The organism is Microbacter sp. GSS18, from assembly GCA_029319145.1.
In the GTDB taxonomy this organism is placed as follows: domain Bacteria; phylum Actinomycetota; class Actinomycetes; order Actinomycetales; family Microbacteriaceae; genus Microbacterium.
Genome location: CP119753.1, coordinates 1,382,798 through 1,405,725, shown reverse-complemented (window position 1 = coordinate 1,405,725; position 22,928 = coordinate 1,382,798). Strand labels below are relative to the sequence as shown.

General features: G+C 71.0%; 20 protein-coding genes and 1 tRNA gene. 13 read left to right on the top strand and 8 right to left on the bottom strand.

The genetic code is table 11. From position 1 onward, the window contains the following. Positions 1-78: 78 nt before the first annotated feature. The 7 genes from P0L94_06635 to der are packed head-to-tail and all read left to right on the top strand — an operon-like array spanning position 79 to position 6,512. Complete coding sequence (locus tag P0L94_06635; protein WES65744.1) at positions 79-963, top strand: ParA family protein; 885 nt, start codon at positions 79-81, stop codon at positions 961-963. After that, positions 947-1,813 carry a ScpA family protein gene (locus tag P0L94_06630; protein WES65743.1) on the top strand — a complete coding sequence of 289 codons (867 nt, stop codon included), beginning with the start codon at positions 947-949 and terminating at the stop codon, positions 1,811-1,813. The genes P0L94_06635 and P0L94_06630 overlap by 17 nt, the downstream gene beginning before the upstream one ends. Then, complete coding sequence (gene scpB / locus P0L94_06625) at positions 1,803-2,378, top strand: SMC-Scp complex subunit ScpB (protein ID WES65742.1); 576 nt, start codon at positions 1,803-1,805, stop codon at positions 2,376-2,378. The genes P0L94_06630 and scpB overlap by 11 nt, the downstream gene beginning before the upstream one ends. Next, the gene (locus P0L94_06620; protein WES65741.1) at positions 2,375-3,181 is read left to right on the top strand and encodes a pseudouridine synthase; all 807 of its coding nucleotides are present in this window, start codon (positions 2,375-2,377) and stop codon (positions 3,179-3,181) included. Before scpB ends, P0L94_06620 begins: the two co-directional genes overlap by 4 nt. After that, positions 3,178-4,296, top strand: a complete 1,119-nt coding sequence (locus tag P0L94_06615; GenBank protein WES65740.1) for a prephenate dehydrogenase — start codon at positions 3,178-3,180, stop codon at positions 4,294-4,296. Before P0L94_06620 ends, P0L94_06615 begins: the two co-directional genes overlap by 4 nt. Then, a complete protein-coding gene (cmk, locus tag P0L94_06610; GenBank protein ID WES65739.1) occupies positions 4,289-4,990 on the top strand; it encodes a (d)CMP kinase in 702 nt (233 codons plus the stop codon). The genes P0L94_06615 and cmk overlap by 8 nt, the downstream gene beginning before the upstream one ends. Then, entirely contained in the window at positions 4,980-6,512 is a 1,533-nt protein-coding gene (gene der, locus P0L94_06605) for a ribosome biogenesis GTPase Der (protein ID WES65738.1), read from the top strand. Before cmk ends, der begins: the two co-directional genes overlap by 11 nt. A 97-nt stretch (positions 6,513-6,609) precedes the next feature. Here der and P0L94_06600 read toward each other — a convergent pair whose 3' ends face one another. The 3 genes from P0L94_06600 to P0L94_06590 form a co-directional block, all read right to left on the bottom strand. Next, positions 6,610-7,029 carry a GNAT family N-acetyltransferase gene (locus P0L94_06600; GenBank protein WES65737.1) on the bottom strand — a complete coding sequence of 140 codons (420 nt, stop codon included), beginning with the start codon at positions 7,027-7,029 and terminating at the stop codon, positions 6,610-6,612. Between the two features lie 179 nt (positions 7,030-7,208). After that, positions 7,209-7,970, bottom strand: a complete 762-nt coding sequence (locus P0L94_06595) for an anaerobic ribonucleoside-triphosphate reductase activating protein (protein ID WES65736.1) — start codon at positions 7,968-7,970, stop codon at positions 7,209-7,211. Further along, positions 7,963-9,804 (bottom strand): ribonucleoside triphosphate reductase, encoded by a 1,842-nt coding sequence (locus tag P0L94_06590; protein ID WES65735.1) that lies wholly within the window; start codon positions 9,802-9,804, stop codon positions 7,963-7,965. The genes P0L94_06595 and P0L94_06590 overlap by 8 nt, the downstream gene beginning before the upstream one ends. Before the next feature lie 338 nt (positions 9,805-10,142). Here P0L94_06590 and P0L94_06585 point away from each other — a divergent pair, with 338 nt between their 5' ends. The 4 genes from P0L94_06585 to adhE all read left to right on the top strand — a co-directional run bounded on the left by P0L94_06585 (position 10,143) and on the right by adhE (position 17,174). After that, positions 10,143-12,623, top strand: coding sequence for an FAD-dependent oxidoreductase (locus P0L94_06585; protein ID WES65734.1), 2,481 nt, complete (start codon positions 10,143-10,145; stop codon positions 12,621-12,623). A gap of 262 nt (positions 12,624-12,885) precedes the next feature. Then, a complete protein-coding gene (locus P0L94_06580) occupies positions 12,886-13,791 on the top strand; it encodes an NYN domain-containing protein (protein ID WES65733.1) in 906 nt (301 codons plus the stop codon). A 71-nt stretch (positions 13,792-13,862) separates the two neighbouring features. Continuing rightward, positions 13,863-14,276, top strand: a complete 414-nt coding sequence (locus tag P0L94_06575) for a hypothetical protein (protein WES65732.1) — start codon at positions 13,863-13,865, stop codon at positions 14,274-14,276. 198 nt (positions 14,277-14,474) lie between these two features. After that, positions 14,475-17,174 carry a bifunctional acetaldehyde-CoA/alcohol dehydrogenase gene (gene adhE, locus P0L94_06570; protein ID WES65731.1) on the top strand — a complete coding sequence of 900 codons (2,700 nt, stop codon included), beginning with the start codon at positions 14,475-14,477 and terminating at the stop codon, positions 17,172-17,174. Between the two features lie 55 nt (positions 17,175-17,229). Here adhE and P0L94_06565 read toward each other — a convergent pair whose 3' ends face one another. Continuing rightward, entirely contained in the window at positions 17,230-18,708 is a 1,479-nt protein-coding gene (locus P0L94_06565) for an MDR family MFS transporter (protein ID WES65730.1), read from the bottom strand. Between the two features lie 60 nt (positions 18,709-18,768). Here P0L94_06565 and P0L94_06560 point away from each other — a divergent pair, with 60 nt between their 5' ends. Then, on the top strand, positions 18,769-19,428 hold the full coding sequence (locus P0L94_06560; protein ID WES65729.1) for a TetR family transcriptional regulator: 660 nt from the start codon (positions 18,769-18,771) through the stop codon (positions 19,426-19,428). 45 nt (positions 19,429-19,473) lie between these two features. Here P0L94_06560 and P0L94_06555 read toward each other — a convergent pair whose 3' ends face one another. The 3 genes from P0L94_06555 to P0L94_06545 all read right to left on the bottom strand — a co-directional run bounded on the left by P0L94_06555 (position 19,474) and on the right by P0L94_06545 (position 21,260). Continuing rightward, positions 19,474-19,845, bottom strand: a complete 372-nt coding sequence (locus P0L94_06555) for a S4 domain-containing protein (protein WES65728.1) — start codon at positions 19,843-19,845, stop codon at positions 19,474-19,476. A 12-nt stretch (positions 19,846-19,857) separates the two neighbouring features. Then, positions 19,858-20,589: a lysoplasmalogenase gene (locus P0L94_06550; protein ID WES65727.1), complete on the bottom strand. Its 732-nt coding sequence runs from the start codon at positions 20,587-20,589 to the stop codon at positions 19,858-19,860. Positions 20,590-20,675: 86 nt separating this feature from the next. Then, on the bottom strand, positions 20,676-21,260 hold the full coding sequence (locus P0L94_06545) for a GNAT family N-acetyltransferase (protein ID WES65726.1): 585 nt from the start codon (positions 21,258-21,260) through the stop codon (positions 20,676-20,678). A 160-nt stretch (positions 21,261-21,420) separates the two neighbouring features. Here P0L94_06545 and P0L94_06540 point away from each other — a divergent pair. Beyond that, a tRNA-Pro gene (locus P0L94_06540) sits at positions 21,421-21,494 on the top strand. 141 nt (positions 21,495-21,635) lie between these two features. On the opposite strand, the gene P0L94_06535 is transcribed toward P0L94_06540, so the two are convergent. Further along, positions 21,636-22,883: a wax ester/triacylglycerol synthase family O-acyltransferase gene (locus tag P0L94_06535; protein ID WES65725.1), complete on the bottom strand. Its 1,248-nt coding sequence runs from the start codon at positions 22,881-22,883 to the stop codon at positions 21,636-21,638. Positions 22,884-22,928 lie beyond the last annotated feature (45 nt).

Genomic DNA, 22,928 nt, shown 5'->3' with positions numbered 1-22,928 from the left:
GCGATTCGCTGTGCCTTCGTCGCCATCGGCACCGCGGCCACTACAATCGAGCGAACGCAGGCGAAGTCAGGAGAGTCGGTGGCGGGCAGCAAGCGGGGCGCGACGGCGGTGAACGAGGAAGAGACGCTGATCGGTCCGACCGGTCGTCCGTACCACGGCTTCCCCACGCCGGCGAAGCTCGACAGCCACGGTCCCGCGCGGATCATCGCGCTGTGCAACCAGAAGGGCGGGGTCGGCAAGACCACGACCACGATCAACCTGGCGGCGGCCCTGGCCGACTACGGGCGCAAGGTGCTCGCCGTCGACTTCGACCCGCAGGGGGCGCTGTCGGCGGGCCTGGGGATCCCCACGCACGAGATCCCGACGGTGTACGACCTGCTGCTGGACGGCAAGCGCGATCCGCACGAGATCGTCGTTCCCACCGCCGTCGAGAACCTCGACCTGATCCCGGCGAACATCGACCTGTCGGCCGCAGAGGTCCACCTCGTCAACGAGGTGGCGCGCGAGCAGACGCTCTCGCGGGCGCTGCGCCGTCTCTCCGGCGACTACGACGTCATCCTCATCGACTGCCAGCCCTCGCTCGGGCTGCTCACGGTCAACGCGCTGACGGCGAGCCACGGTGTCGTCATCCCGCTCGAGTGCGAGTACTTCGCGCTGCGCGGCGTGGCCCTCCTCATCGAGACGATCGAGAAGGTGCGCGACCGCCTCAACCCGTCGATCACGCTCGACGGGGTGCTGGCGACGATGTACGACCCGCGCACGCTGCACTCGCGCGAGGTCCTCGAGCGCGTCGTCGAAGCCTTCGGCGACGATGTGCTCGAGACCGTCATCGGCCGGACCGTGAAGTTCCCCGACGCCTCGGTGTCGGGCATGCCCATCACCGAGTTCGCGCCGGAGCACGCGGCCGCCCAGGCCTACCTGCGCCTCGCGCGGGAGCTGGTCGCCCGTGGCGCCGTCGCCTGAGCCCGGTCCCGGGTCCCCGAGCGAGCCCGACGGCCCGGACGACGCGCGCGCCCCGGACGGCGAAGCCCGCGAGGATGTCTTCCGGGTCTCGCTGGCGAACTTCGACGGCCCCTTCGACCTGCTGCTGAACCTCATCTCGAAGCACGAGATGGACATCACCGAGATCGCGCTGTCGAAGGTGACGGACGAGTTCATCGCGTATCTGCGGGGCCTCAGCGCCGAGGAGCTGGACGAGGCGTCGGAGTTCCTCGTCGTCGCCGCGACGCTGCTGGACATGAAGGTCGCGGGGCTGCTGCCCCAGGGCGAGCTGGTGGATGCCGAGTCGGTGGCCCTGCTGGAGGCCCGTGACCTGCTGTTCGCGCGGCTGCTGCAGTATCGCGCGTTCAAGGAGGTCTCGGCGTGGTTCTCGCGGTGCCTGCAGCGCGAGGAGCACCGGCACGTGCGGCAGGTGCGGCTCGAGCAGAAGTACCGCGACGCGGTGCCCGAGCTGAAGTGGACGCTCAGTGCGGACGACTTCGCCGCGCTCGCCGTCCTGGCCTTCGCGCCCAAGGAGATCCCGCACGTGGGGCTCGACCACCTGCACGCGCCGCTGATCAGCATCCGCGAGCAGGCGGCCGTCGTGGTCACGCTGCTGCGGGAGGCCGGGACGATGTCGTTCCGCGAGCTGGTGTCGGGTGTGGCGCAGCCCGGTGTGATCGTCGCGCGGTTCCTGTCGGTGCTCGAGCTGTACCGCCACGCCGCGCTGGGCTTCGAGCAGCTGGAGCCGCTGGGGGAGCTGACGCTGCGCTGGACCGCCGAACGCTGGTCCGATGAGAACCTCGCCACGTTGGGAGCCGACTATGACCGATGACGACATTCTCAGCGACGTCGCGCGGCGGCTGGAGGCGATCCTGCTGGTGGTCGACGAGCCGCAGAGCCTGGTGAGCCTGGCCACCGCCGTCAGCGCTCCCGTCGCCGCCGTGCGCCAGGCGATCGAGTCGCTCGTGACCGACTACGACGGTCTCGCCGGCGGCCCGCGGCGCGGCTTCGAGCTGCGCGAGGTCGGCGGCGGCTGGCGGCTCTACGTCCGCGAAGAGCTCGACGGCGTCGTGAAGGACTTCGTCGGTGCGCAGGCGCCCTCCCGCCTGTCCCAGGCCGCGCTCGAGACCCTCGCGGTGATCGCCTACAAGCAGCCCGTGACGCGCGGTCAGGTCGCCGCGATCAGGGCGGTCAACGTCGACTCGGTGGTGCGCACCCTGATGTCGCGTGGGCTCATCGAGGAGAAGTTCGCCGACCCCGAGACCGGTGCGATCAACTACGGCACCTCCGACGCGCTCCTGGTGCATCTGGGCATCAACTCCCTCGACGAGCTGCCCCACATCTCGCCGCTGCTGGACGACGGCACCCGCGGCTTCGACGAGGAGGTGCCGCGATGAGCGATGACGGCGTTCGCCTGCAGAAGGTCCTGGCCAACGCCGGCGTGGCCTCGCGCCGGGTCGCCGAGCAGCTGATCGTCGAGGGGCGCGTCCGCGTCGACGGTGTCGTGGTCACCGAGCTCGGCACGCGCATCGACCCCGAGACCGCGAGCGTCGACGTCGACGGCACCGCGATCCAGCTCGACCAGACCAAGCGCTACCTCATGCTCAACAAGCCCACCGGCGTCGTGAGCTCGATGAAGGACGACCGCGGGCGCCCCGATCTGCGGCGCTTCACGAAGGAGTGGGCCGAGCGCCTCTACAACGTCGGGCGACTGGATGCCGACACCAGCGGACTGCTCGTCCTCACCAACGACGGCGAGCTCGCCCACATCCTGGCCCACCCCTCGTTCGGCGTCACCAAGGTGTACATCGCCAAGGTCGACGGACGCGTGACCCCGCAGACGATCGCGCGTCTGACCAAGGGCGTCGAGCTCGAGGACGGGCCGATCGCGGCCGACAAGGCGCGGCTGCTCACGGCGTCGGCCGAAGGCGGCGGGTCGCTCGTCGAGCTGACGCTGCATTCCGGACGCAACCGCATCGTGCGGCGCATGATGGCCGCCGTCGGCCACCCCGTGGTCGAACTCGTGCGGCGGCAGTTCGGGCCCCTCCACCTGGGAACTCTTCCAGCCGGGCGCACCCGCGAGTTGACTAAAGTGGAGCGGGGCGCGCTGCTGACGCTGGCGCGCCAGGCGACGAACGACGTCACGCCCGGTTCGGCGGACGCGGACCCCCGGTCGCCCCGCGATCAGGAGACCACGTGACCGACACCACGGCAGCACACGCGCGCGCGGCCGCGCGCGTGCGCGGCACCGTGCGCATCGTCGGCGCGGGGCTGCTCGGATCGAGCATCGGCCACGCCCTGTCGGGCCTCGGCGTCGACGTGGCGCTGGCCGATTCGTCGCCGGCGCAGCTGCGGCTGGCCATCGACTACGGGGCCGGGCGCGCCGCACGCGACGACGACCGCCCCGCGCTGGTCGTGGTCGCCGTGCCGCCCGACGTCACCGCCGACGTCATCGAGCGCGAGCTGCGCGCGCACCCCGACGCCGTCGTCACCGACGTCGCAAGCGTCAAGCTCGAGCCGCTGCGCACGCTGCGCGAGCGCGGTGTCGACATCGCCCGCTACATCGGCTCGCACCCGCTCGCCGGACGCGAGCGCGGCGGAGCGATCGCCGCGCGCGCCGACATCTTCGTCGGCCGCCCGTGGGTGGTGTGCCGCGACGAGGAGACCGCGGCGCCCGACCTCGCCCTCGTCGAAGCGCTCGCGCTCGACCTCGGCGCCATGCCCGTCGAGATGAGCCCCGAGGACCACGACCGCTCGGTCGCGCTGGTCTCACACGTTCCCCAGCTGGTGTCGAGCCTGCTCGCCGGACGGTTCGTCGACGCCCCCGACGGCTCGCTGAGCCTCGCCGGCCAGGGCGTGCGCGACACGACGCGCATCGCGGCATCCGCCCCCGAGCTGTGGGTGCAGATCCTCGGCGCCAACGCCGCTCCCGTCGTCGACGTGCTCGACGCCCTCGCCGGCGACCTCGCGTCGGTGGCCGATGCGCTGCGCGAGCCCGACGCACCGGGGGCCCGACGTGCTGTCGCCGACACGATCCGCCGCGGCAACCAGGGTGTGGATCGGCTGCCCGGCAAGCACGGGCAGAACAGACGTTTCGAGCCGGTCGTCGTCATGGTCGACGACCGTCCCGGCCAGCTGGGGCGCCTGTTCGGCGACCTCGGCGCACTCGACGTCAACGTCGAGGATTTCCGCATGGAGCACTCGCCCGGAGCGCTGTTCGGCCTCGCCGAGATCAGCGTCGTCCCGACGGCGGTGCAGCGTGCGATCGACGGGCTCACCGCCCGCGGATGGAAGATTGCGAGTACCAATGACTGACAGCGACCCGATGATCGTCGCGATCGACGGCCCCGCCGGCAGCGGCAAGTCCAGTGTGTCCAAGGAGGTGGCCCGCCGTCTCGGCTTCGGCTACCTCGACACCGGCGCCGCCTACCGCGCCTTCGCGTGGCACGCCCTCGAGCACGGCATCGACACGTCGGACGCCACGAGCGTCCTCGAGGTGACCGGGGACTTCGAATTCGGCATCGCGCTGGACCCCGACGCCTACCGTGTCCAGGTCGGCGACACCGACGTGACCGAGGCGATCCGCGAGCCCCGCGTGAGCGACGCCGTCAGCGGTGTCGCGCGCGTGCCCGCGGTGCGCCAGTCCGCCAACGGGCTGTTCCGCTCGCTCGTGGCGGCGTCCGGGCGGGACGGTGTCGTCGTCGAGGGGCGCGACATCACGACCGTGGTCGCCCCCGACGCACCCGTGCGCATCCTGCTCACGGCCTCGCCCGAGGTGCGCGCGGCCCGCCGCTCCGCCGAGCTGACCAGCCACGACGCCGTCGAGGTCGCCAGCGCCATGGCGCAGCGCGACGCCGCCGACTCCAAGGTCGTCGACTTCCTCACCGCCGCCCCCGGCGTCACCGTGGTCGACTCCACCGACCTCGATTTCGAGCAGACCGTGTCCGCGGTGCTCGACGTCGTGGCATCCGCACTCGCGCCGAAGACGGGAACCGACGATGGCCGCTGACGACACCGACTTCGACGACTACGACGGCGAGGACCACCTCGCTGAGACGCTGGCGGGCCTGGACGACGAGCTCGCCGAGCAGCGCGCCGCGTCGCTGCGCGCCGGACTCGAGGACTACGACCTCGACGACGAGGACGCCGCGATCCTCGCGGGCGTCGCCGCCGGCGAGGACGGCATCGAGATGCTGCCCGCGCTGCCCGTCGTCGCGATCGTGGGGCGCCCGAACGTGGGCAAGTCCGCCCTGGTCAACCGCATCCTCGGCCGCCGCGAGGCCGTCGTCGAGGACACCCCGGGCGTCACGCGCGACCGCGTCTCGTACAAGGCGGAGTGGCTCGACCGCCGGTTCACCCTCGTGGACACCGGCGGCTGGGAACCCGACGCGCGCGGCATCGACCGTTCCGTCGCCGCGCAGGCCGAGGTCGCGATCGACCTCTCGGATGTCGTGCTGTTCGTCGTGGACGCCATGGTCGGGGCCACGAGCACCGACGAGCACGTCGTGAAGCTGCTGCGCCGCAGCGGCAAGCCCGTCTTCCTCGTCGCCAACAAGATCGACGACGGCCGGCAGGAGCCCGAGGCCGCCGCGCTGTGGAACCTGGGCCTCGGCGAGCCGCACCCCGTCTCGGCGATCCACGGCCGCGGCGTCGCCGACCTGCTCGACGAGATCATGAAGGTGCTGCCGGACGTCTCGGCGGTCGCCAAGCACGAGATCGGCGGCCCCCGACGCGTCGCGATCCTGGGACGCCCCAACGTCGGCAAGTCGTCGCTGCTGAACAAGGCCGCGGGCGAGGAGCGCGTCGTCGTCAACGAGCTCGCCGGCACGACGCGCGACCCGGTCGACGAGGTCGTCGAGCTCGGCGGCAAGATGTGGCGGTTCGTCGACACCGCCGGCATCCGCCGTCGCGTGCACCTGCAGCAGGGCGCCGACTTCTACGCGTCGCTGCGCACATCGGCCGCGCTCGAGAAGGCCGAGGTCGCGGTCGTCGTCCTCGACGTGTCGCAGTCGATCAGCGTGCAGGACCTCAACATCATCGACCTCGTGCTCGAGTCGGGCCGGGCGCTCGTGCTGGCGTTCAACAAGTGGGACCGCCTGAACGACGACGACATGGAGAACGCCGATCGCCGCCGCTACCTCGAGCGCGAGATCGAGCAGGACCTCGCGCACGTCGCGTGGGCGCCGCGCGTGAACATCTCGGCGCGCACCGGCCGGCACCTCGACAAGCTCGTCCCGGCGCTCGAGACCGCCCTGCAGTCGTGGGATCAGCGCATCCCGACCGGCAAGTTCAACGCGTTCCTCTCCGAGCTCGTCGCCGAGCACCCGCACCCGCTGCGCGGCGGCAAGCAGCCGCGCATCCTGTTCGGGACGCAGGCGGGCACGCGCCCGCCGACCTTCGTGCTGTTCACGACCGGCTTCCTCGACCCCGGCTACCGCCGCTTCATCCAGCGTCGCCTGCGCGAGCTGTACGGCTTCGAGGGCACCCCGATCGTGACGAACATGCGGGTGCGCGAGCGCCGCAAGCGCTGAGACCCGCGCTTTCCGCTCGGTCGACCGACGTGACCTCGCAACAGCACCGATTCCTGCCGGAATCAGGTGCTGTTGCGGGCTTACGGCGCTTGAGCCTTCAGCGCATGTGCGGGGCGGCGGGGCGGACCATCGCGGTGGCGTCGGGGGCGGTGAAGCCGAAGCCGGCGTAGAGGTCGTGGGCGTCGCCGGTGAACAGCGTCCAGCGGAAGTCCCGGCCCGGGCCCTCGTCGATCATGCGCGCGACGATGCGGCGACCGAGGCCCTGATCGCGGTGCTCCTCGGCGACGAAGACGTCCGCGAGGTAGGCGAAGGCGACCCCGTCCGAGATCGCGCGGGCGAAGCCGACGAGGTCGCCCGTGTCCGCGCGGTAGGCGCCGACGACCCGCCACGCGCTGTCGAGCTGCGCATCGAGGTCGGCGCGGCAGCGCCAGCGCCCCCAATACGCCTGCGTGGACAGGAACTCCCACACCGCATCGCGCTGCACGCGCTCGCGCGCATCATCCAGCTCATAGTCCATTCCGGCATTCTGTCGCAGCGCAGTCGGCCGGTGCGGCCCCGGGGTCGGTCCGCCCTGCCCCTCCTGGCATCCGCTCTCCCGCCTGCTCGCCCGCCGAGACGGCGCGACAGCACCTTCCCGGGCCGTCGGTGCTATCGCGCAGTGACGTCAGGAGAGCGAGGGGTCAGGAGAGCGAGGGGTCAGCGGATGGTGAGGTGCGCGAAGCGCTCGGCGGGGAGGGCGTCCAGGGTCAGGCGTGCGCCGGCGGGGGCGGGGTCCACGTGCGGGAGCGGGGAGCGGGCGCCCGTGCTGCGCGCGCGCTGCACGGCCCACGTCCTCACGCCCCGGTCGGCGATCGCATCGCCGAGGCGGCACAGCGCGTCGTCGTCCGTCGCGGCCGGATGCGCGGTCGTGCGTACCTCGTACTCGAGCGGATGCCGGCTCCCGCGCCGCAGGTCGGCGCTGGCCAGCACCAGCTCGAGCGAGCGCCACGCGAGTTCGCCGCTGCGCGCGCGTCCGGTCACGGTCGCGTACTCGTCCGCCGTCGCCTTGATGTCCAGCCCCACCCAGTCCACGAAGGGCAGGATGCGCGCCAGCAGCAGGGGGAAGGCGCCCGCGGTGTGCAGGCCGACGGCGAATCCGCGGCGGCGCAGCTCCTGGACGGCCGGCAGGGTCGCGCGCTGCATCGTCGGCTCGCCGCCGGACAGCACGACGCCGTCGATCAGACCGCGGCGCGACTCCAGATCGGCGAGGGCGTCGTCCCACGAGACGCCGCCCGCACGCCGCGGGTCGATGAGGGCGGGGTTGTGGCAGTAGAAGCAGTCCCACGGGCACCCCTGCAGGAAGAGGGTCGCGGCCAGGCGATCGGGCCAGTCCACCGTCGAGAACAGCGTGATCCCGGCGATGCGCAGCTCTTCGGGGCGGGCGGGCGCGCGGCCCGCGGCATCCGCTCCCTCACGCATCGACCGGCTCCGGCTCGCGATCCAGCAGCTTCTCGGCCGCGAAGTACACGCGCTCGGCGGCCTCGCCGCGCTTGCCGATGTTGAACGACGACACGGGGCGGAAGTACCCCATGACCCGCGTCCACACCTCGCACTCCCGGCCGCACGACGGACAGCTCGCGTGATCGCCCGACATGTACCCGTGCACGGGGCAGATCGAGAAGGTCGGGGTGATCGTGAGGTACGGGATGCGGAACCGCTCGAGCGACCGGCGCACGAGCGCCTTGCACGCCGCCGCCGAGGGCGCCGCCTCGCCGAGGTACAGGTGCATGACGGTGCCGCCGGTGTACTTCTGCTGCAGCGACTCCTGCAGCGTGAGGGCCTCGAACGGGTCGTCGGTGTGGTCCACGGGCAGCTGCGACGAATTCGTGTAGTAGGGGTTCTCGGCGGTTCCGGCGTGCAGGACGGCGTCGCCGAACCGCGCGATGTCGGTCTTGGCGAAGCGGTACGTCGCGCTCTCGGCGGGCGTGGCCTCGAGGTTGTACATGTGGCCGGAGTGCTCCTGGTACTCCACGAGCAGCTCGCGCAGCCGGTCGAGGAGCCGCGTGGCGAGCGCGATGCCCTCGGGCTTCGACACGTCGGAGCGGTCGCCGGTGAAGTTGCGGACGAACTCGTTGATGCCGTTGACCCCGATCGTCGAGAAGTGGTTCTCGAGGGTGCCCAGGTAGCGACGGGTGTACGGGAACAGGCCGCCCTCCATGTGGTGCGAGATGATCGCGCGCTTGGCCTCGAGGGTGTCGCGGGCGAGGTCGGCGAGCTCCTCGAGCCGTGCGAGCGCGCCGTCGAGGTCGCCCGCGTGCACGTGCCCGAGGCGGGCGCAGTTGATCGTGACGACGCCGACCGAACCGGTCTGCTCGGCCGACCCGAACAGGCCGTTGCCGCGCTTGAGCAGCTCGGTCAGGTCCAGCTGCAGCCGGCAGCACATCGACCGGATCATGTGCGGGTCGAGTTCGGAGTTGAGGAAGTTCTGGAAGTACGGCAGACCGTACTTCGCCGTCATGGCGAACAGCGCGTCGGTCTCGGGGGAGTCCCAGTCGAAGTCCTTCGTGATGTTGTACGTCGGGATCGGGAACGTGAACGCCCGGCCGTCCGCGTCCCCGGCGCTCATGACGTCGATGAACGCGAGGTTCAGCATCCGCATCTCCTCGGCGAGGTCGCCGTAGGTGAAGTCGCACACCTCTCCGCCGACGAGCGGATGCTGGTCGGCGAGGTCGTCGGGGCAGGTCCAGTCGAACGTGAGGTTCGTGAACGGCGTCTGCGTGCCCCAGCGCGAGGGGACGTTCAGGTCGAACACGAACTGCTGCATGATCTGGCGCACCTGGTGGTACTCCAGTCCGTCGCGGCGGACGTAGGGCGCGAGATAGGTGTCGACCGAGCTGAACGCCTGGGCACCGGCCCACTCGTTCTGCAACGTGCCGAGGAAGTTGACCATCTGCCCCGTCGCGGTCGACAGATGCCGCGGCGGCGCGGACGAGATCCGGCCCGGGATGCCGTTGAACCCCTGCTCGAGGAGCGCCCGCAGCGACCACCCCGCGCAGTAGCCGGCGAACACGTCGAGGTCGTGGATGTGCAGGTCGCCGTCGCGGTGGGCCGGCCCCGCCGCGGGCGGGTAGATCTCGTCGAGCCAGTAGTTGGCGACGAGCTTGCCGGCGGTGTTCAGGATCATCCCGCCCAGCGAGTAGCCCTGGTTCGCGTTGGCGTTGACGCGCCAGTCGCTCTGCGCGAGGTACTCGTCGATGGTCGCGGCGACCGCGACGGTTCCGTGGTCGGTCGCGGTGGGGACGGTCTGTGCCATGGGGCGCTCCTGTTCGACGGACATCGGGACTCCGCACCATCGCGAAGCGCCAGCACACGCTACGCCCGACGGGGCGCGGAGCGCTGGAACTCTGTGGTCAGGCCACATAGAGATCATGGCACGACGCGGCGTGATTGTGGGTGTCGACAGCCCTCAGCGTGGCGCCTGCGGCTGCGGACGACGCGGGTGTAATCGCTCGGGTGCCGAGCCGCTATCGGTGTGGTCATACCACAGTCGGCCTGGGACCAATGGCCTTCCCACGCGATACCCCGCACCGTATGTTCGACACGTGACCTGTGGTCCGGCCACCGCGGCCGGCGCCCGAGAAGGAGGCAAGCATGAAGCTCGTCGTCGTCGGCGGAGTCGCCGGAGGCGCATCCGTCGCCGCCCGTGCGCGGCGCCTGGATGAGACTGCCGAGATCATCGTCTTCGAGCGGGGCGGCTACGTCTCGTTCGCCAACTGCGGTCTGCCGTATCACATCGGCGGGGTGATCACCGATCGCAGCCGACTGCTCCTGCAGACGCCCGAGAGCCTGAACGAGTCCCTCGGAATCGACGTTCGCGTCTCCACCGAGGTGATCGCGCTCGACCCGAAGAAGAAGACCGTGACGGTGCGCGAGGTCGCGACCGGCCGCGAGTACACCGAGACGTACGACAAGCTGGCTCTCTGCCAGGGCGCCGACCCGCTGCACCTGCCGCTGCCGGGAATCGACCTGCCCGGCATCCATGTCCTGCGCAACATCACCGACATGGACGAGATCAAGCAGCACCTGGATGCCGCCCTCGCCGCCGCCCAGGGCACGAACAAGCCCGTGCGCACCGTCGTCATCGGCGCCGGCTACATCGGCCTCGAGATGGCCGAGAACCTGCGCCACCGGGGCGCCGAGGTCACCGTCGTCGAGCTCAGCGACCAGATCATGCCGCCGCTGGACAAGGAGGTCTCGATCCCGGTCGAGCAGCACATCCGTGGGCGCGGGGTCGAGCTGATCCTCAGCACGGCGGCCGCGGCGTTCCAGAAGCGCCCCGACGGGAGCCTCCGCGTCGAGCTGAACAACGGCAAGACCCTCGACGCCGACATGGTCATCATGTCTGCGGGTGTGCGCCCGAACACGGGACTCGCCGCCGACGCGGGCCTGGCGATGGGGGAGCGCGGCGGCATCGTCGTCGACACCCACATGAAGACCTCCGACCCGAACATCTGGGCCGCCGGCGACGCCGTCGAGACCGCCCACACGGTGCTGCCGGGCAAATGGATCACGCCGCTGGCGGGACCGGCCAACCGCGAGGCGCGCGTCGCCGCCGAGAACATCTGCGGTCGCGACACCGAGTACCTCTCGACGCAGGGCACGTCGATCGTCAAGGTCTTCGAAATGACCGCCGGCGGAACCGGTGCGACCGAGCGCCAGCTCGAGCGCGCGGGGGTCGCGTACCGCACGGTGCACGTGCACCCGTCCGGTCACGCCGGGTACTACCCGGGCACCGCCATGATGCACATCAAGCTGCTGTTCTCGCCCGAGGACGGCAAGGTGCTGGGCGCCCAGATCGCCGGCTTCGACGGCGTCGACAAGCGCCTCGACGTGTTCGCGACCGCCATCCGGCTCGGCGCGAAGGTGCACGACCTCGAGACGCTCGAGCTCGCCTACGCCCCGCCCTTCGGCTCGGCGAAGGACCCCGTCAACATGGCGGGCTTCGTCGCCACGAACGTCCTCAAGGGCGACCTGAAGCTCTGGTACGCCAAGGACTTCCCCGAAGCGGTCGAGGGCGCGCGCATCATCGACGTGCGCACACCCGAGGAGTACGACATCTGGCACATCCCCGGCGCCGAGAGCGTGCCGCTGGGCACGATGCGCGACGTGTGCGAATCGTGGGACAAGAGCGTGCCGATCCGGCTGTACTGCGCGGTCGGCTTCCGCAGCTACCTCGCCTACCGCCTGCTGGTGCAGCGCGGCTTCGAGGACGTCAAGACGCTGTCGGGCGGCTCCCACACCTTCCGGTTCTGGCACGACCTCGAGCCGGTGGGCGAGGCCGTCAAGGCCCCTGAGATCGCCTACGCCGAGGCGGTGGATCTCATCAAGTCCGCGCAGGGCACCGGCGCGATCGTCGAGCTGGACTGCACGGGCCTGGCCTGCCCCGGCCCGATCATGAAGCTCGCGAAGAAGATGGACGAGGTCCAGCCCGGCGACGACGTCGTGGTGCACGTCTCGGACCCGGGCTTCGCCGCCGACGGACCCGCGTGGGCGTCCACGAAGGGGCACGAGCTCCTGTCCATGACCCCCGAAGGTCCCGGCTACGTCGCGACCTTCCGCAAGGGCGGCGCCGCACCGGCGGGCGGGGTGGCGCGGCAGAACCTCGACCAGGTGTCGTTCGTGGTGTTCTCGGGCGACATGGACAAGGTCCTCGCGGCGTTCATCATCGCCAACGGCGCCCTCGCGATGGGCCAGAAGGTGTCGATGTTCTTCACCTTCTGGGGTCTGAACGCGCTTCGCCGTCAGGATCCGCCCAAGCGGGACCGCCGGATGCTCGACAAGATGTTCGGCATGATGATGCCCTCCGGGCCCGACAAGCTGCCGCTGTCGACCATGAACATGGCGGGCATGGGGCCGGCGATGATCAAGAAGGTCATGGAGGACCACTCGGTGCAGACGCTGCCCGAGCTCATGGAGTCGGCTCGCGCCGACGGCGCCCGCCTCATCGGCTGCACCATGACGATGGACCTGCTCGGCATCGCCGAGTCGGACCTGCTGGAGGGCATCGAGCTGGGCGGCGTGGCGACCTTCCTCGGCGAGGCGCAGAAGTCGGGCACGACGCTGTTCATCTGAGCCCTCCCTCCATCCCTCCTCCCCGTTCCGTCCCGTCCCGTCCCACCGGGTGCTGTCGCGTGGTCACGACGCGACTGCACCGAATCGGGTTGATGCCGGTGATTTCTCGCCGTCACGGCGCGACTGCGCCCCGATGCGGTCGGTTCCGGTGCATTCCGCCGTGACGGCGCGGGAGCTTGCCGTGACGGGGCAGCCCCCGGTCCACCCCGGCGCACCTGCCCGGGGCGGGCCGGGGGCGCGCGGGGTGTGAAAAGCTGGCTGGGTGACCATCCAGCAGCCGACATCGGGAGAGCCTCGCCGCCCGCACGGGCCCCGCAATCCCGGTGACGCGTGGGTCGTCGCGCCGACCGGGGAGCGCTACTGGGGCCGCTTCGGCGCGGCGGGTCTGCTCGCCGTCGACCCCGCGCGCGGCGTGCTGCTGCAGCATCGCGTCTCGTGGAGCCACTTCGGCGGCACATGGGGCCTTCCCGGCGGCGCCCGTCACGAGGGCGAGTCGGCCCGCGACGGCGCGATGCGCGAAGCCACCGAAGAGGCCGGCGTACCCGCCGGCGCCGTGACCGCACGTCTGATGAGCGTGTTCGACCTCGGCTACTGGAGCTACGCGACGCTGGTCGCCGACGTCACCCGCCCGTTCGAGCCGGTCATCAGCGACCCCGAGAGCGTGGAGCTGTCGTGGGTGCCCGTCGACGAGGTGGCCGACTATCCGCTGCATCCGGGTTTCGGCGCGTCGTGGGATCGCCTGAAGGCGCTCGTCGAGGTGCGCCCCGCCGTCGTCGTCGACGTCGCCAACGTCGTCGGCTCCGTGCCCGACGGCTGGTGGCGCGATCGCGCCGGCGCCGCGACGCATCTGATCGACCGCCTGTCGGGGCTGGACGGCCGCGGCGTCGCGGGGGAGCTGCTCGATCTTCCCGAGCGGACGTGGTACCCGTCGTGGACGGCGGTCGTCGAAGGGCAGGGACGCTCGGCCCTGTCCTCGCCGGGGGTGGACGTCGTCCGCGCCGAGGGTTCGGGGGACGACGCGATCGTCGCGCGGACGCGCGAGCTCGCCGACCGCGGATCCCGGGTCACGGTGGTCACGAGCGATCGCGAGCTCGCCGACCGTGTGACGGGCGTGGGCGCGACCGTGCGCGGCGCGCGCTGGCTCCGCGATCTCGTCGACCCCGTGTGAGCCTCCGACCCCTGGTTCGGCGAGGCGGACGGTGGTAGCTTGGCGCCCACATTCACGCTCTGGGGGCTGCGATGAAGACGTCGACGAAGACACTGCTGGCCGCGATCGTCGTGTCCGGGTTCGGACTCACCGGTTGCGCCGCCACCTCGTCCACGATCTCGCAGGAGGAGTTCCTCGCGAGCGCCAACGCGATCTGCGCCGAGGCGGCGGCCGAGATCGAGGCGATGGAGTGGCCCGATGACGGCACGGAGGTCTTCTTCATCGAAGAGGTCGTCCCGAACATCCGGCAGCAGGTCGCCGACATCCGGGAACTGGGCTATCCGACCGGTGACGAGGAGGTGCTGGCGGCGATCCTCGACGACACGGAGGCGGTCCTCGACGAGATCGTCGCAGCGGGCCCCGGCGAGGTCGGCAATCAGGCGAATCCCTTCGCCGATGTGAACCAGCGGATGTTCGCGTACGGCCTCGACAGCTGCGCCGGCTGATCGGTCGCGCGGTCGCCGTTCGCGCGGAGGCCGCTCGTGCAAGGTCCGGACCGTCCCCTCCACGGTCCGCCGCTCCCGCTCGGTGGGACTCCAGCGCGTCCATGGGACTTAAGTCCCTATGTGGTCTGACCACACGGAGGATGATGGGCATCAGGCAAGGGCGCGGGTGAGGTGCCCGGGCCGCCGGTTGGAGGAGACATGTCCACCGAGATCGACGGACTCGTCGCACGTGCCCAGGAGGCGCTCGCCGAGTACGCATTCTTCACGCAGGAGCAGGTCGACCACATCGTCCGCAAGGCGTCGGTCGCCGCGCTCCACAATCACGGCGACCTCGCCGTCCAGGCGGTCGCCGAGACCGGCCGCGGGCTGTTCGAGGACAAGGCCGTGAAGAACATGTTCGCGTGCGAGCACGTCACGCACTCGATCATCAAGCAGCGAACGGTCGGCGTGATCTCCACCGACGAGATCACCGGCATCACCGAGATCGCCGATCCCGTGGGCGTCGTCGCCGGCATCACGCCGGTCACGAACCCCACATCGACCGCGATCTTCAAGTCGCTCATCGCGCTGAAGACCCGAAACCCCATCGTCTTCGCCTTCCACCCGTCGGCCCAGAACTGCTCGGTCGCGGCCGCGAAGATCGTGCGCGATGCGGCCGTCGCCGCGGGCGCCCCGGCGAACTGCATCCAGTGGATCGAGCACCCGTCGCTCGAGGCATCCGGCGAGCTCATGAACCACCCGGGCGTGGCCCTCATCCTCGCCACCGGCGGCAACGCCATGGTGCGCGCGGCGTACTCGTGCGGCAAGCCCGCCCTGGGCGTCGGCGCCGGAAACGTGCCCGCCTTCATCGAGCGCACCGCCAAGGTCGGCCGCGCCGTCAACGACATCGTGCTGTCGAAGTCCTTCGACAACGGCATGGTGTGCGCGTCCGAGCAGGCCGTCATCCTCGACGAGCCGATCGCCGAGGAGGCCCTCGCCGAGTTCGACCGGCTGCACGCCTACCTGGTGGACGCGGACGAGAAGCGGATGCTGGAGGAGTTCATCTTCGGCGTCGCGGCCGAAGACGCGAACTGCGCCGAGGCGAAGCTCAATGCGAAGGTCGTCGGCCAGTCGGCCGTCTGGATCGCCGAGCAGGCCGGCTTCACGGTTCCCGAGGACACCTCGATCCTGCTCGCCCAGGTCGACGGCGTGGGTCCGCACGAGCCGCTCACGCGCGAGAAGCTCGCCCCCGTCCTCGCGGTGCTGCGTGCCGCGAACGCCGAGGAGGGCATCCACCTGTCGGAGCAGATGGTGAACTTCGACGGCCTCGGTCACTCCGGCGCAGTCCACAGCAACGACCCCGCGGTCGTCGCCGACTTCGCCGCGCGTGTCAAGGCCGTCCGCATCATCGAGAACGCCCCGTCCGCTCTCGGCGGCATCGGCGACATCTACAACGCCTTCATGCCGTCGCTGACCCTCGGCTGCGGCTCCTACGGTCACAACTCGGTCTCCAACAACGTCTCGGCGGTGAACCTCTTGAACATCAAGCGCGTGGGTCGGCGCAACAACAACCTGCAGTGGTTCAAGGTGCCGGCCAAGACCTACTTCGAGCCCAACGCCATCCGCTACCTCATCGACATGAAGGGTGTCGAGCGCGTCACCATCGTCACCGACGGCGGCATGACCAAGCTCGGCTTCGTCGACAAGGTCATCGACGTGCTGAACCGCCGCCCCGGTCGTGTGCACCTGCAGATCATCGACACCGTCCAGCCCGAGCCGAAGCTGTCGGCCGTGCAGGAGGGCGCCAAGCAGATGCGCGAGTTCAAGCCCGACACGATCATCGCGCTCGGCGGCGGTTCGCCGATGGATGCCGCGAAGGTCATGTGGCTGCTGTACGAGAACCCCGACGTGCAGTTCAGCGACATGCGCGAGAAGTTCTTCGACGTGCGCAAGCGCGCGTTCAAGTTCCCGGACCTCGGCAAGATGGCCAAGCTCGTGTGCATCCCGACCACATCGGGCACCGGCAGCGAGATGACGCCGTTCGCGGTCATCACCGACGACGAGACGGGCATGAAGTACCCGCTCGCCGACTACGCGCTGACCCCGTCGGTCGCGATCGTCGACCCGCTGCTGACCTCGGCCCTGCCGGCCTTCCTGGTGGCGGATGCCGGATTCGACGCGCTGACGCACTCCACCGAGGCGTACGTGTCGGTCTACGCGAACGACTACACCGACGGCCTGGCCCTGCACGCCATCAAGCTGATCTTCGAGAACATCGAGCGCAGCGCGAAGGCGGTGCCGGGCTCCACCGACCCGGCGGACGTCCGCGCTCGCGAGAAGATGCACAACGCGGCATCGCTGTCGGGCATGGCCTTCGGCAACGCGTTCCTCGGGATCGTGCACGCGATGGCCCACGTCACCGGCTCGAAGTTCCACCTCGTGCACGGCCGCACCAACGCGGTCTACCTGCCGCACGTGATCCGCTACAACGGCCGCGTGCCGTCGAAGCTCACGAGCTGGCCGAAGTACGAGCGGTACATCGCTCCGGAGCGATTCCAGGAGATCGCTGCGCACCTCGGCCTGCCGGCATCCACCCCCGAAGAGGGCGTGGAGAGCTACGCCCGGGCCGTCGAGGAGCTGCGCGACGCCGTCGGCATCGAGCGGTCGTTCCAGGCGCAGGGGGTCGCCGAGGACGCCTTCATCGGCCGCCTCGACGAGCTGGCCATGGCGGCGTACGAGGACCAGTGCGCACCCGCGAACCCGCGGATGCCGATGCTGGCCGACATGAAGACCCTCATGGAGGCGGCGTACTACGGCACGTCGTTCGACGAGGTCCGGTCGCACCGCGGTGAGGTGGCCGCGGCACTCGATGCGTCAGGGGAGGTCCGCGCCTCGGATTCGGCCGAACAGCGCGCCTGACGGCACGAGCGACGCCCCGCCCAGGATGCTCCGGGCGGGGCGTCGGCGTGCGCGCTCAGTGCGCCGCGATGGGAAGGGCGTCGCCCTCGACCGGCTCGGCAGGACGCCGCACGAGCAGGGCGACGAGCACGGCGGCCGACGTGATGATCGCGCCGATGACGAAGGCGTGGTGGACGCCGTCGGCCGTGGCCGTCACCGCGCCGGCGCCGGATGCGAGGGAGTCGGCGGCCTGCACGGACATCAGCGTGACGAACAGGGCGGTTCCTGCGGCGCCGGCCAGCTGCTGGATCGTGCCGACGGTGGCGCTGCCGTGCGGGTAGAGGCGACGGGGGAGGGAGCCCAGCGCCGAGGTCATCAGCGGCGTGAACACGAAGCCGAGGCCGAGGTTCAGGGCCAGATGCGCGCCCACCACCCAGGCCAAAGGCGTCGTCTCGCCGAGCGCCGACATGATCCACAGCGAGCCGGCGGTCACGGTCATGCCGGGGATGACGAGGGGCGTCGGGCCGAACCGGTCGAACAGCGAACCGACGATGGGGCCGAGCACCCCCATGAGGACGCCGCCGGGGAGCAGCATCAGACCCACCGCGAGCGTGTCGAGGCCCCGCACCTGCTGCAGGTAGATGGGCAGCATCACGAGCGTGCCGAACAGGGCGCCGAACACCACGGCGACGAGCACGGTGGCCAGGGCGAACGTGCGCGACCGAAAGGTGCGCAGATCCAGCAGCGCGGCATCCCGCTTCTGCAGGCGCAGCTGGCGCAGCACGAACGCGAGCAGGCTCACGCCGCCGACGACGAGCGGGATCCACACCGGCACGGGCGCGTGCCCCGATGCCGACTCGCCGATCGAGCTGAGTCCGAAGATCAGCGCGCCGAAGCCGAGGGCCGACAGCACCACCGACGGCACGTCCAGCTTCGCCGGACGCGTCTCTGTGACGTTGCGCACCCAGATCGCGCCGAGGGCAAGCGCGGTCAGGGCGATCGGCAGCACGAGCCAGAACATGAAGCGCCAGTCCAGCGTCGACAGGATGAGGCCCGAGACGGTCGGTCCGATCGCGGGGGCGACGGCGATGACGATCGTGATGACCCCCATCATGCGGCCGCGGTGCGCGGCGGGCACGAGCGTGAGCACCGTCGTGAACAGCAGCGGCATCATCATGGCCGTGCCCGAGGCCTGCACGACGCGGCCGGCCAGCAGCATCGCGAAACCGGGCGAGAGCGCGGCGATGAGCGTGCCGGCGGCGAAGAGCGTCATCGCGGTGAAGTACACGTTCCGCAGCGGGAACCGGGCCAGCAGGAATCCGGTCAGCGGGATGACGACGGCCATCGTGAGCATGAACCCCGTCGTGAGCCACTGCGCGGTGTTGGCCGTGATGTCGAGGTCGTCCATGAGGCTCGGCAGCGCGACGCTCATGATCGTCTCGTTCAGGATGACGACGAACGCCGAGGCCACCAGCAGAGCGATCACACTCCCCGTGCGCGGGGCGGCGGGGGCGGGGGCGGACGGCGCGTCCGTGCGATGTTCAGTCTGCTCCAAGGTCACAGTGTGCAATTATGGCACACTCTGCCATATCGGCGGATCGTGTAACGTGGAAGCATGGATGCCGTGACGACGGAGCACGCCGAGCCCGAGCCCGTGGGCCTGCGCGAGCGGCGTCGGCTCGAGACACAGCGCGAGGTCTCCGATGCGGCGCTCGCCCTGTTCGAGCGCAAGGGCGTCGGCGCGACGACCGTCGACGACATCGCGCACGCCGCCGGCATCTCGCCCCGGACGTTCTTCCGCTACTTCCCGGCGAAGGAGCACGCGGTCTTCCTCGACGATCCCGAAGGCGATCTCCTCGTCCGAGCTGCACTCGCCGCCCTGCGGGGCGGAGCAACCCCCGCCGCCGCGGTCGAGGAGGGATGGCGCGCGATCTTCGCCGCGTTCGAAGCCGACCCCGAGGGTCGGCGCCGTGCTCGCCGCGTGCGGCACGTGATCTTCACCGAGCCCGCGATCCTCGCCGTGGCGCTCCGGCGCGATGCCGACCAGGCATCCGAACTGGCCGAGGCGCTGTCGGCCGAAGCGCAGACGGACCCGGTGCGCATGCGGGTGCTGGTCGAGGTGTTCGGAGCGGCGGCGCGCCAGGCGTTCAACGAATGGGCGCGTCGTCAGGACGCCGGCGAGCCCGCACCGGTCGACGACATCTGGCTCGATCTGCGCCGCGGACTCGTCGACTTCGCCCAGCACATCGAGAATCCCGCCCTGCCGGCGTCGTGACGTGACCGGCGGCGCGTCGCGGGCGGTGTCGCCGGAGCGTCGGATTCAGTCCCGGCCGCGCAGCCGATCGATCTCCCGGCGCTCGCGCTTGGTCGGTCGGCCGGCACCGCGATCGCGGATGGGGACGAAGGGCGTCTCCTCGCGCGGCGGCGGCGGAGGAGTGCGATCGTCGACGGCGTCCGCCGCCAGCGCGGCGCCGACGCGCTTGGAGATCGGTGCCTTGACGACGAGGATGCGGTCGAAGCCGTTGATGCGCACGCGCAGCTCGTCGCCGGGCTTCACCTTCTGCGCGGCCTTCGCGCGTTCGCCGTTGACCCGCACATGCCCCGCACGGCATGCGGTCGTCGCGAGCGAGCGGGTCTTGTAGACGCGGACGGCCCACAGCCACGCGTCGACGCGGGTGGAGGCATCCGTCATCAGGCCATGATCTCAGACGGCCGCGGGCGCGTTCCCTCGCCGCCGGCCGCTCAGCCCGTTGCGCAGGAGCCCCGCAGCGATGAGGCCCTGCCCGGCGCAGTACGTGAGCATGACGAGCCCATCGGCGACGGCCGGCATGAGGTCGGGCATGAACAGCAGGAACGCCAGGATCGTGTCGGACGCGAGGAACAGCGCGCCGCCGACGGCCGCGAGCACGCCGGCGCGCGCCGAGGTCACCGCGGTTCCGGCGAGCACGATGCCGTACGCGGCGACGGCGACGGCGAGGCCGCCGAGGCTCGGCCACAGCACCGCGACGAGGACGATCCACCACGCGGCGTACACGGCCGTCCACGCCGGGGTGGGCCGCACGGCCGCGTGGCGGACGAACAGCCAGATGTAGGCGAGGTGGGCGAGCCCGAAGCACAGCAGCATCACGGGCAGCGTCGGCGCGAACGGAAAGAACGCCCCGGCGCCGTCGCCCAGCCACGACAGGCCGATCGCGGTGACCAGCAGGGCCTGAGGCAGGCCCCATCGGATCTCGCGCTGGGCCCACACGACCGCGGCGATGAGCGCGGGCATCAGCAGCAGCTTCGACGGGTCGGCCATGCTGTCGTCGCCGATGAGACGCGCGATGACGTGAACGAGCGAGATGAACGCGTACGGGACGAAGCCCCACCACCAGCCGGCGGCCATCGTCGCGGCGGGCGGCTCGGTGCGCGTGGGTGAGGTCGGCAGGGCGTGCACGGCACTCCTTCGTGTCGGGCGGGGAGGATCGTCGGCGGATCGGGTGCTCCGCAGCTCCATCGTACGGTCGCGCCGCAGGACTCCCGTCAGCGCAGCGCGAGTGCCATGACCGCGCGATGGGGTCTGTCGCGCCCGACCTCCGTGAAGCCGGCGTCGGCGAAGGCGGATACGACGCCCGTGAACAGCTGGTTGGAGCCGAGGGCGCGGCCGGCCTTCGGATCGAGCGGGTAGCCCTCGACCACGCGTGCACCGCCGGCGCGGGCGAAGGCGACAGCCGCCTCGAGCATCCGTCCCATCAGCTGCGACCCCCGGTGCTCGCGGCGGACCACGAAGCACGTGATCGCCCACACATCCGCGTCGTCCCACGGCTCGTCCGACACCGACGCGAACGCCCGGGTGCGCGCCAGCCGAGGCTGCGATGTGCGGGGCCCGACCCGCACCCAGCCCGCGGCTTCGCCGTCGACGTAGGCGATCAGTCCCGGCGGTGGGCCGGCGTCGATCTCGTCGTGCAGGAGAGCGCGGCGCTGCTCGGCGCTCGAGGCGTTGAACCGCGCGTTCGTGAGCGTCCACCACTGGCACTGGCAGCTGCGTCCGTCGCCGCCGCCCGTGAGCGCGTGCTGGGCGTCGTCCCACCGGTCGGCGGTGGCCGGCTCGATCGTGACGGTCGTCATGCCGCGACCGTAGCGGCGGCATCCGACACCCGGCAAGGACAGGGCGTCGTGGACGCGCCGGGGGTTCGTGACACGGAGGCGCGCCCGGGGCGGCCGTGGTTCGCGACCATGCTCCGGACCGGGTAGGATAGGGGAGTTGTCTTCGCCCCGGCGGGGACATCGGGATGTGGCGCAGCTTGGTAGCGCACTTGACTGGGGGTCAAGGGGTCGCAGGTTCAAATCCTGTCATCCCGACACAACGAAGAGAGGGTCGGCCGGAAGGCCGGCCCTCTCGTCATTTCCCGCGACGATGACACGGGACCGTGCCGCCGGAGGCTCCGCTCGCCGCGGAGGGCGCGTAGCAGGCCGCCAGGAGAATCCCGACGGTTCCCGGGGTCACACCTCGAGGATGAGGTCGGTCAGCGCCGACTCCATCCGCTCGGCCATGCGAGCGCCCGCGGCGCCGATCGCCCCGGTCCACAGCACGCACACCCGAAGGGTCCCCGCGTACGACACGACCGCCACTCCCACGCGAACGGTTCCGGCAAGCACGGGCAGAGCCCACACCGCGTCGATCGGTGCTCCGCACAGCCGCCGGCGGCGTGCCGGGCCGCGCACGTTCGTCGACAGTACGGCGATGACGCGCTGCCGCGCGACGTAGTTCCGCATGATCCACGCGCCCGCCGCGGTCCGAAGGAACCACGGCAGCGGGCGGTCGCGCACCTCCGAGGCCCACGCCTTCGTCCGGGGGCCGAGCATGCGGGCCCGCTCGGCGGTTCCGATGTCGTCCAGCGGGATCCGCGCCGTGAACGCGGCGACCTGGTTCGTCCGGTCGTCGTCGCCCGGAAGCAGCACCGGGACCGAGACGGGGAGCACGTCGGGCACACCCTCTCCGAGCGCGGCGAACGCCTCGCGCGCCCCTTCACCCACGGCGGCGAGGATCACGTCGTTCACCGACGCCCCCAGGGCTCGCGAGGCGCGCGACGCGTCGGCGAGTGGCAGGACGATGACGCGCAGCTCGCGCCCGGGGCCGCTCGGCCCCACGAAGTCCGTGCGCGGCATCATGCGGACCAGCGTGCTCAGCTGACGCAAGGCCGGCCCGCGACGGGTCGGCGGGTGGGCGGCCCGGTGCGAGGCCGTGCGGGGAGCGGATGCCGCGGCATCCGGCTCCTCGTCGAAGAGCGTGTCCATCAGACGCGCGGCCATGCGCCCGTCGGCGATCGCGTGGTGGACGCGGAACACCCACGCGACGCCGGTGGGATTCGCCCCGAGGACGATCCGCAGCTCCCACAGGGGGCGGCCCGAGGGAAGGGGTTCGGTCGACAGCCGGGAGCACAGGCTGTGGAGACCGGCCAAGCCGTCGACCGGACCCTCGACGCGGACGTGGTCCGCGATGCGCAGACCACGATCGACGAGGCGATGCCGTCCCGACGTGCCCGTGAGGGTGCCGCGCAGACGCGGCAGCCGGGCGGTCCGGTCCGCCACGTGCCGTCGCAGTGCATCGAGATCAACATCGTCCGGGCCGCGGACGAAGCCCCCGATCCCGGCGCATCCCACCACGGTCAGCACGTACACGCCGATGCCGTCGAGCATCAGGTTCACCTCGTCGGCGGGCGACAGGGCGTCGCCATCGGTGCGTGACACGCCCGCAGTCTACGCACGCGGCTCTCGGGGAGGGCACCGCATCGG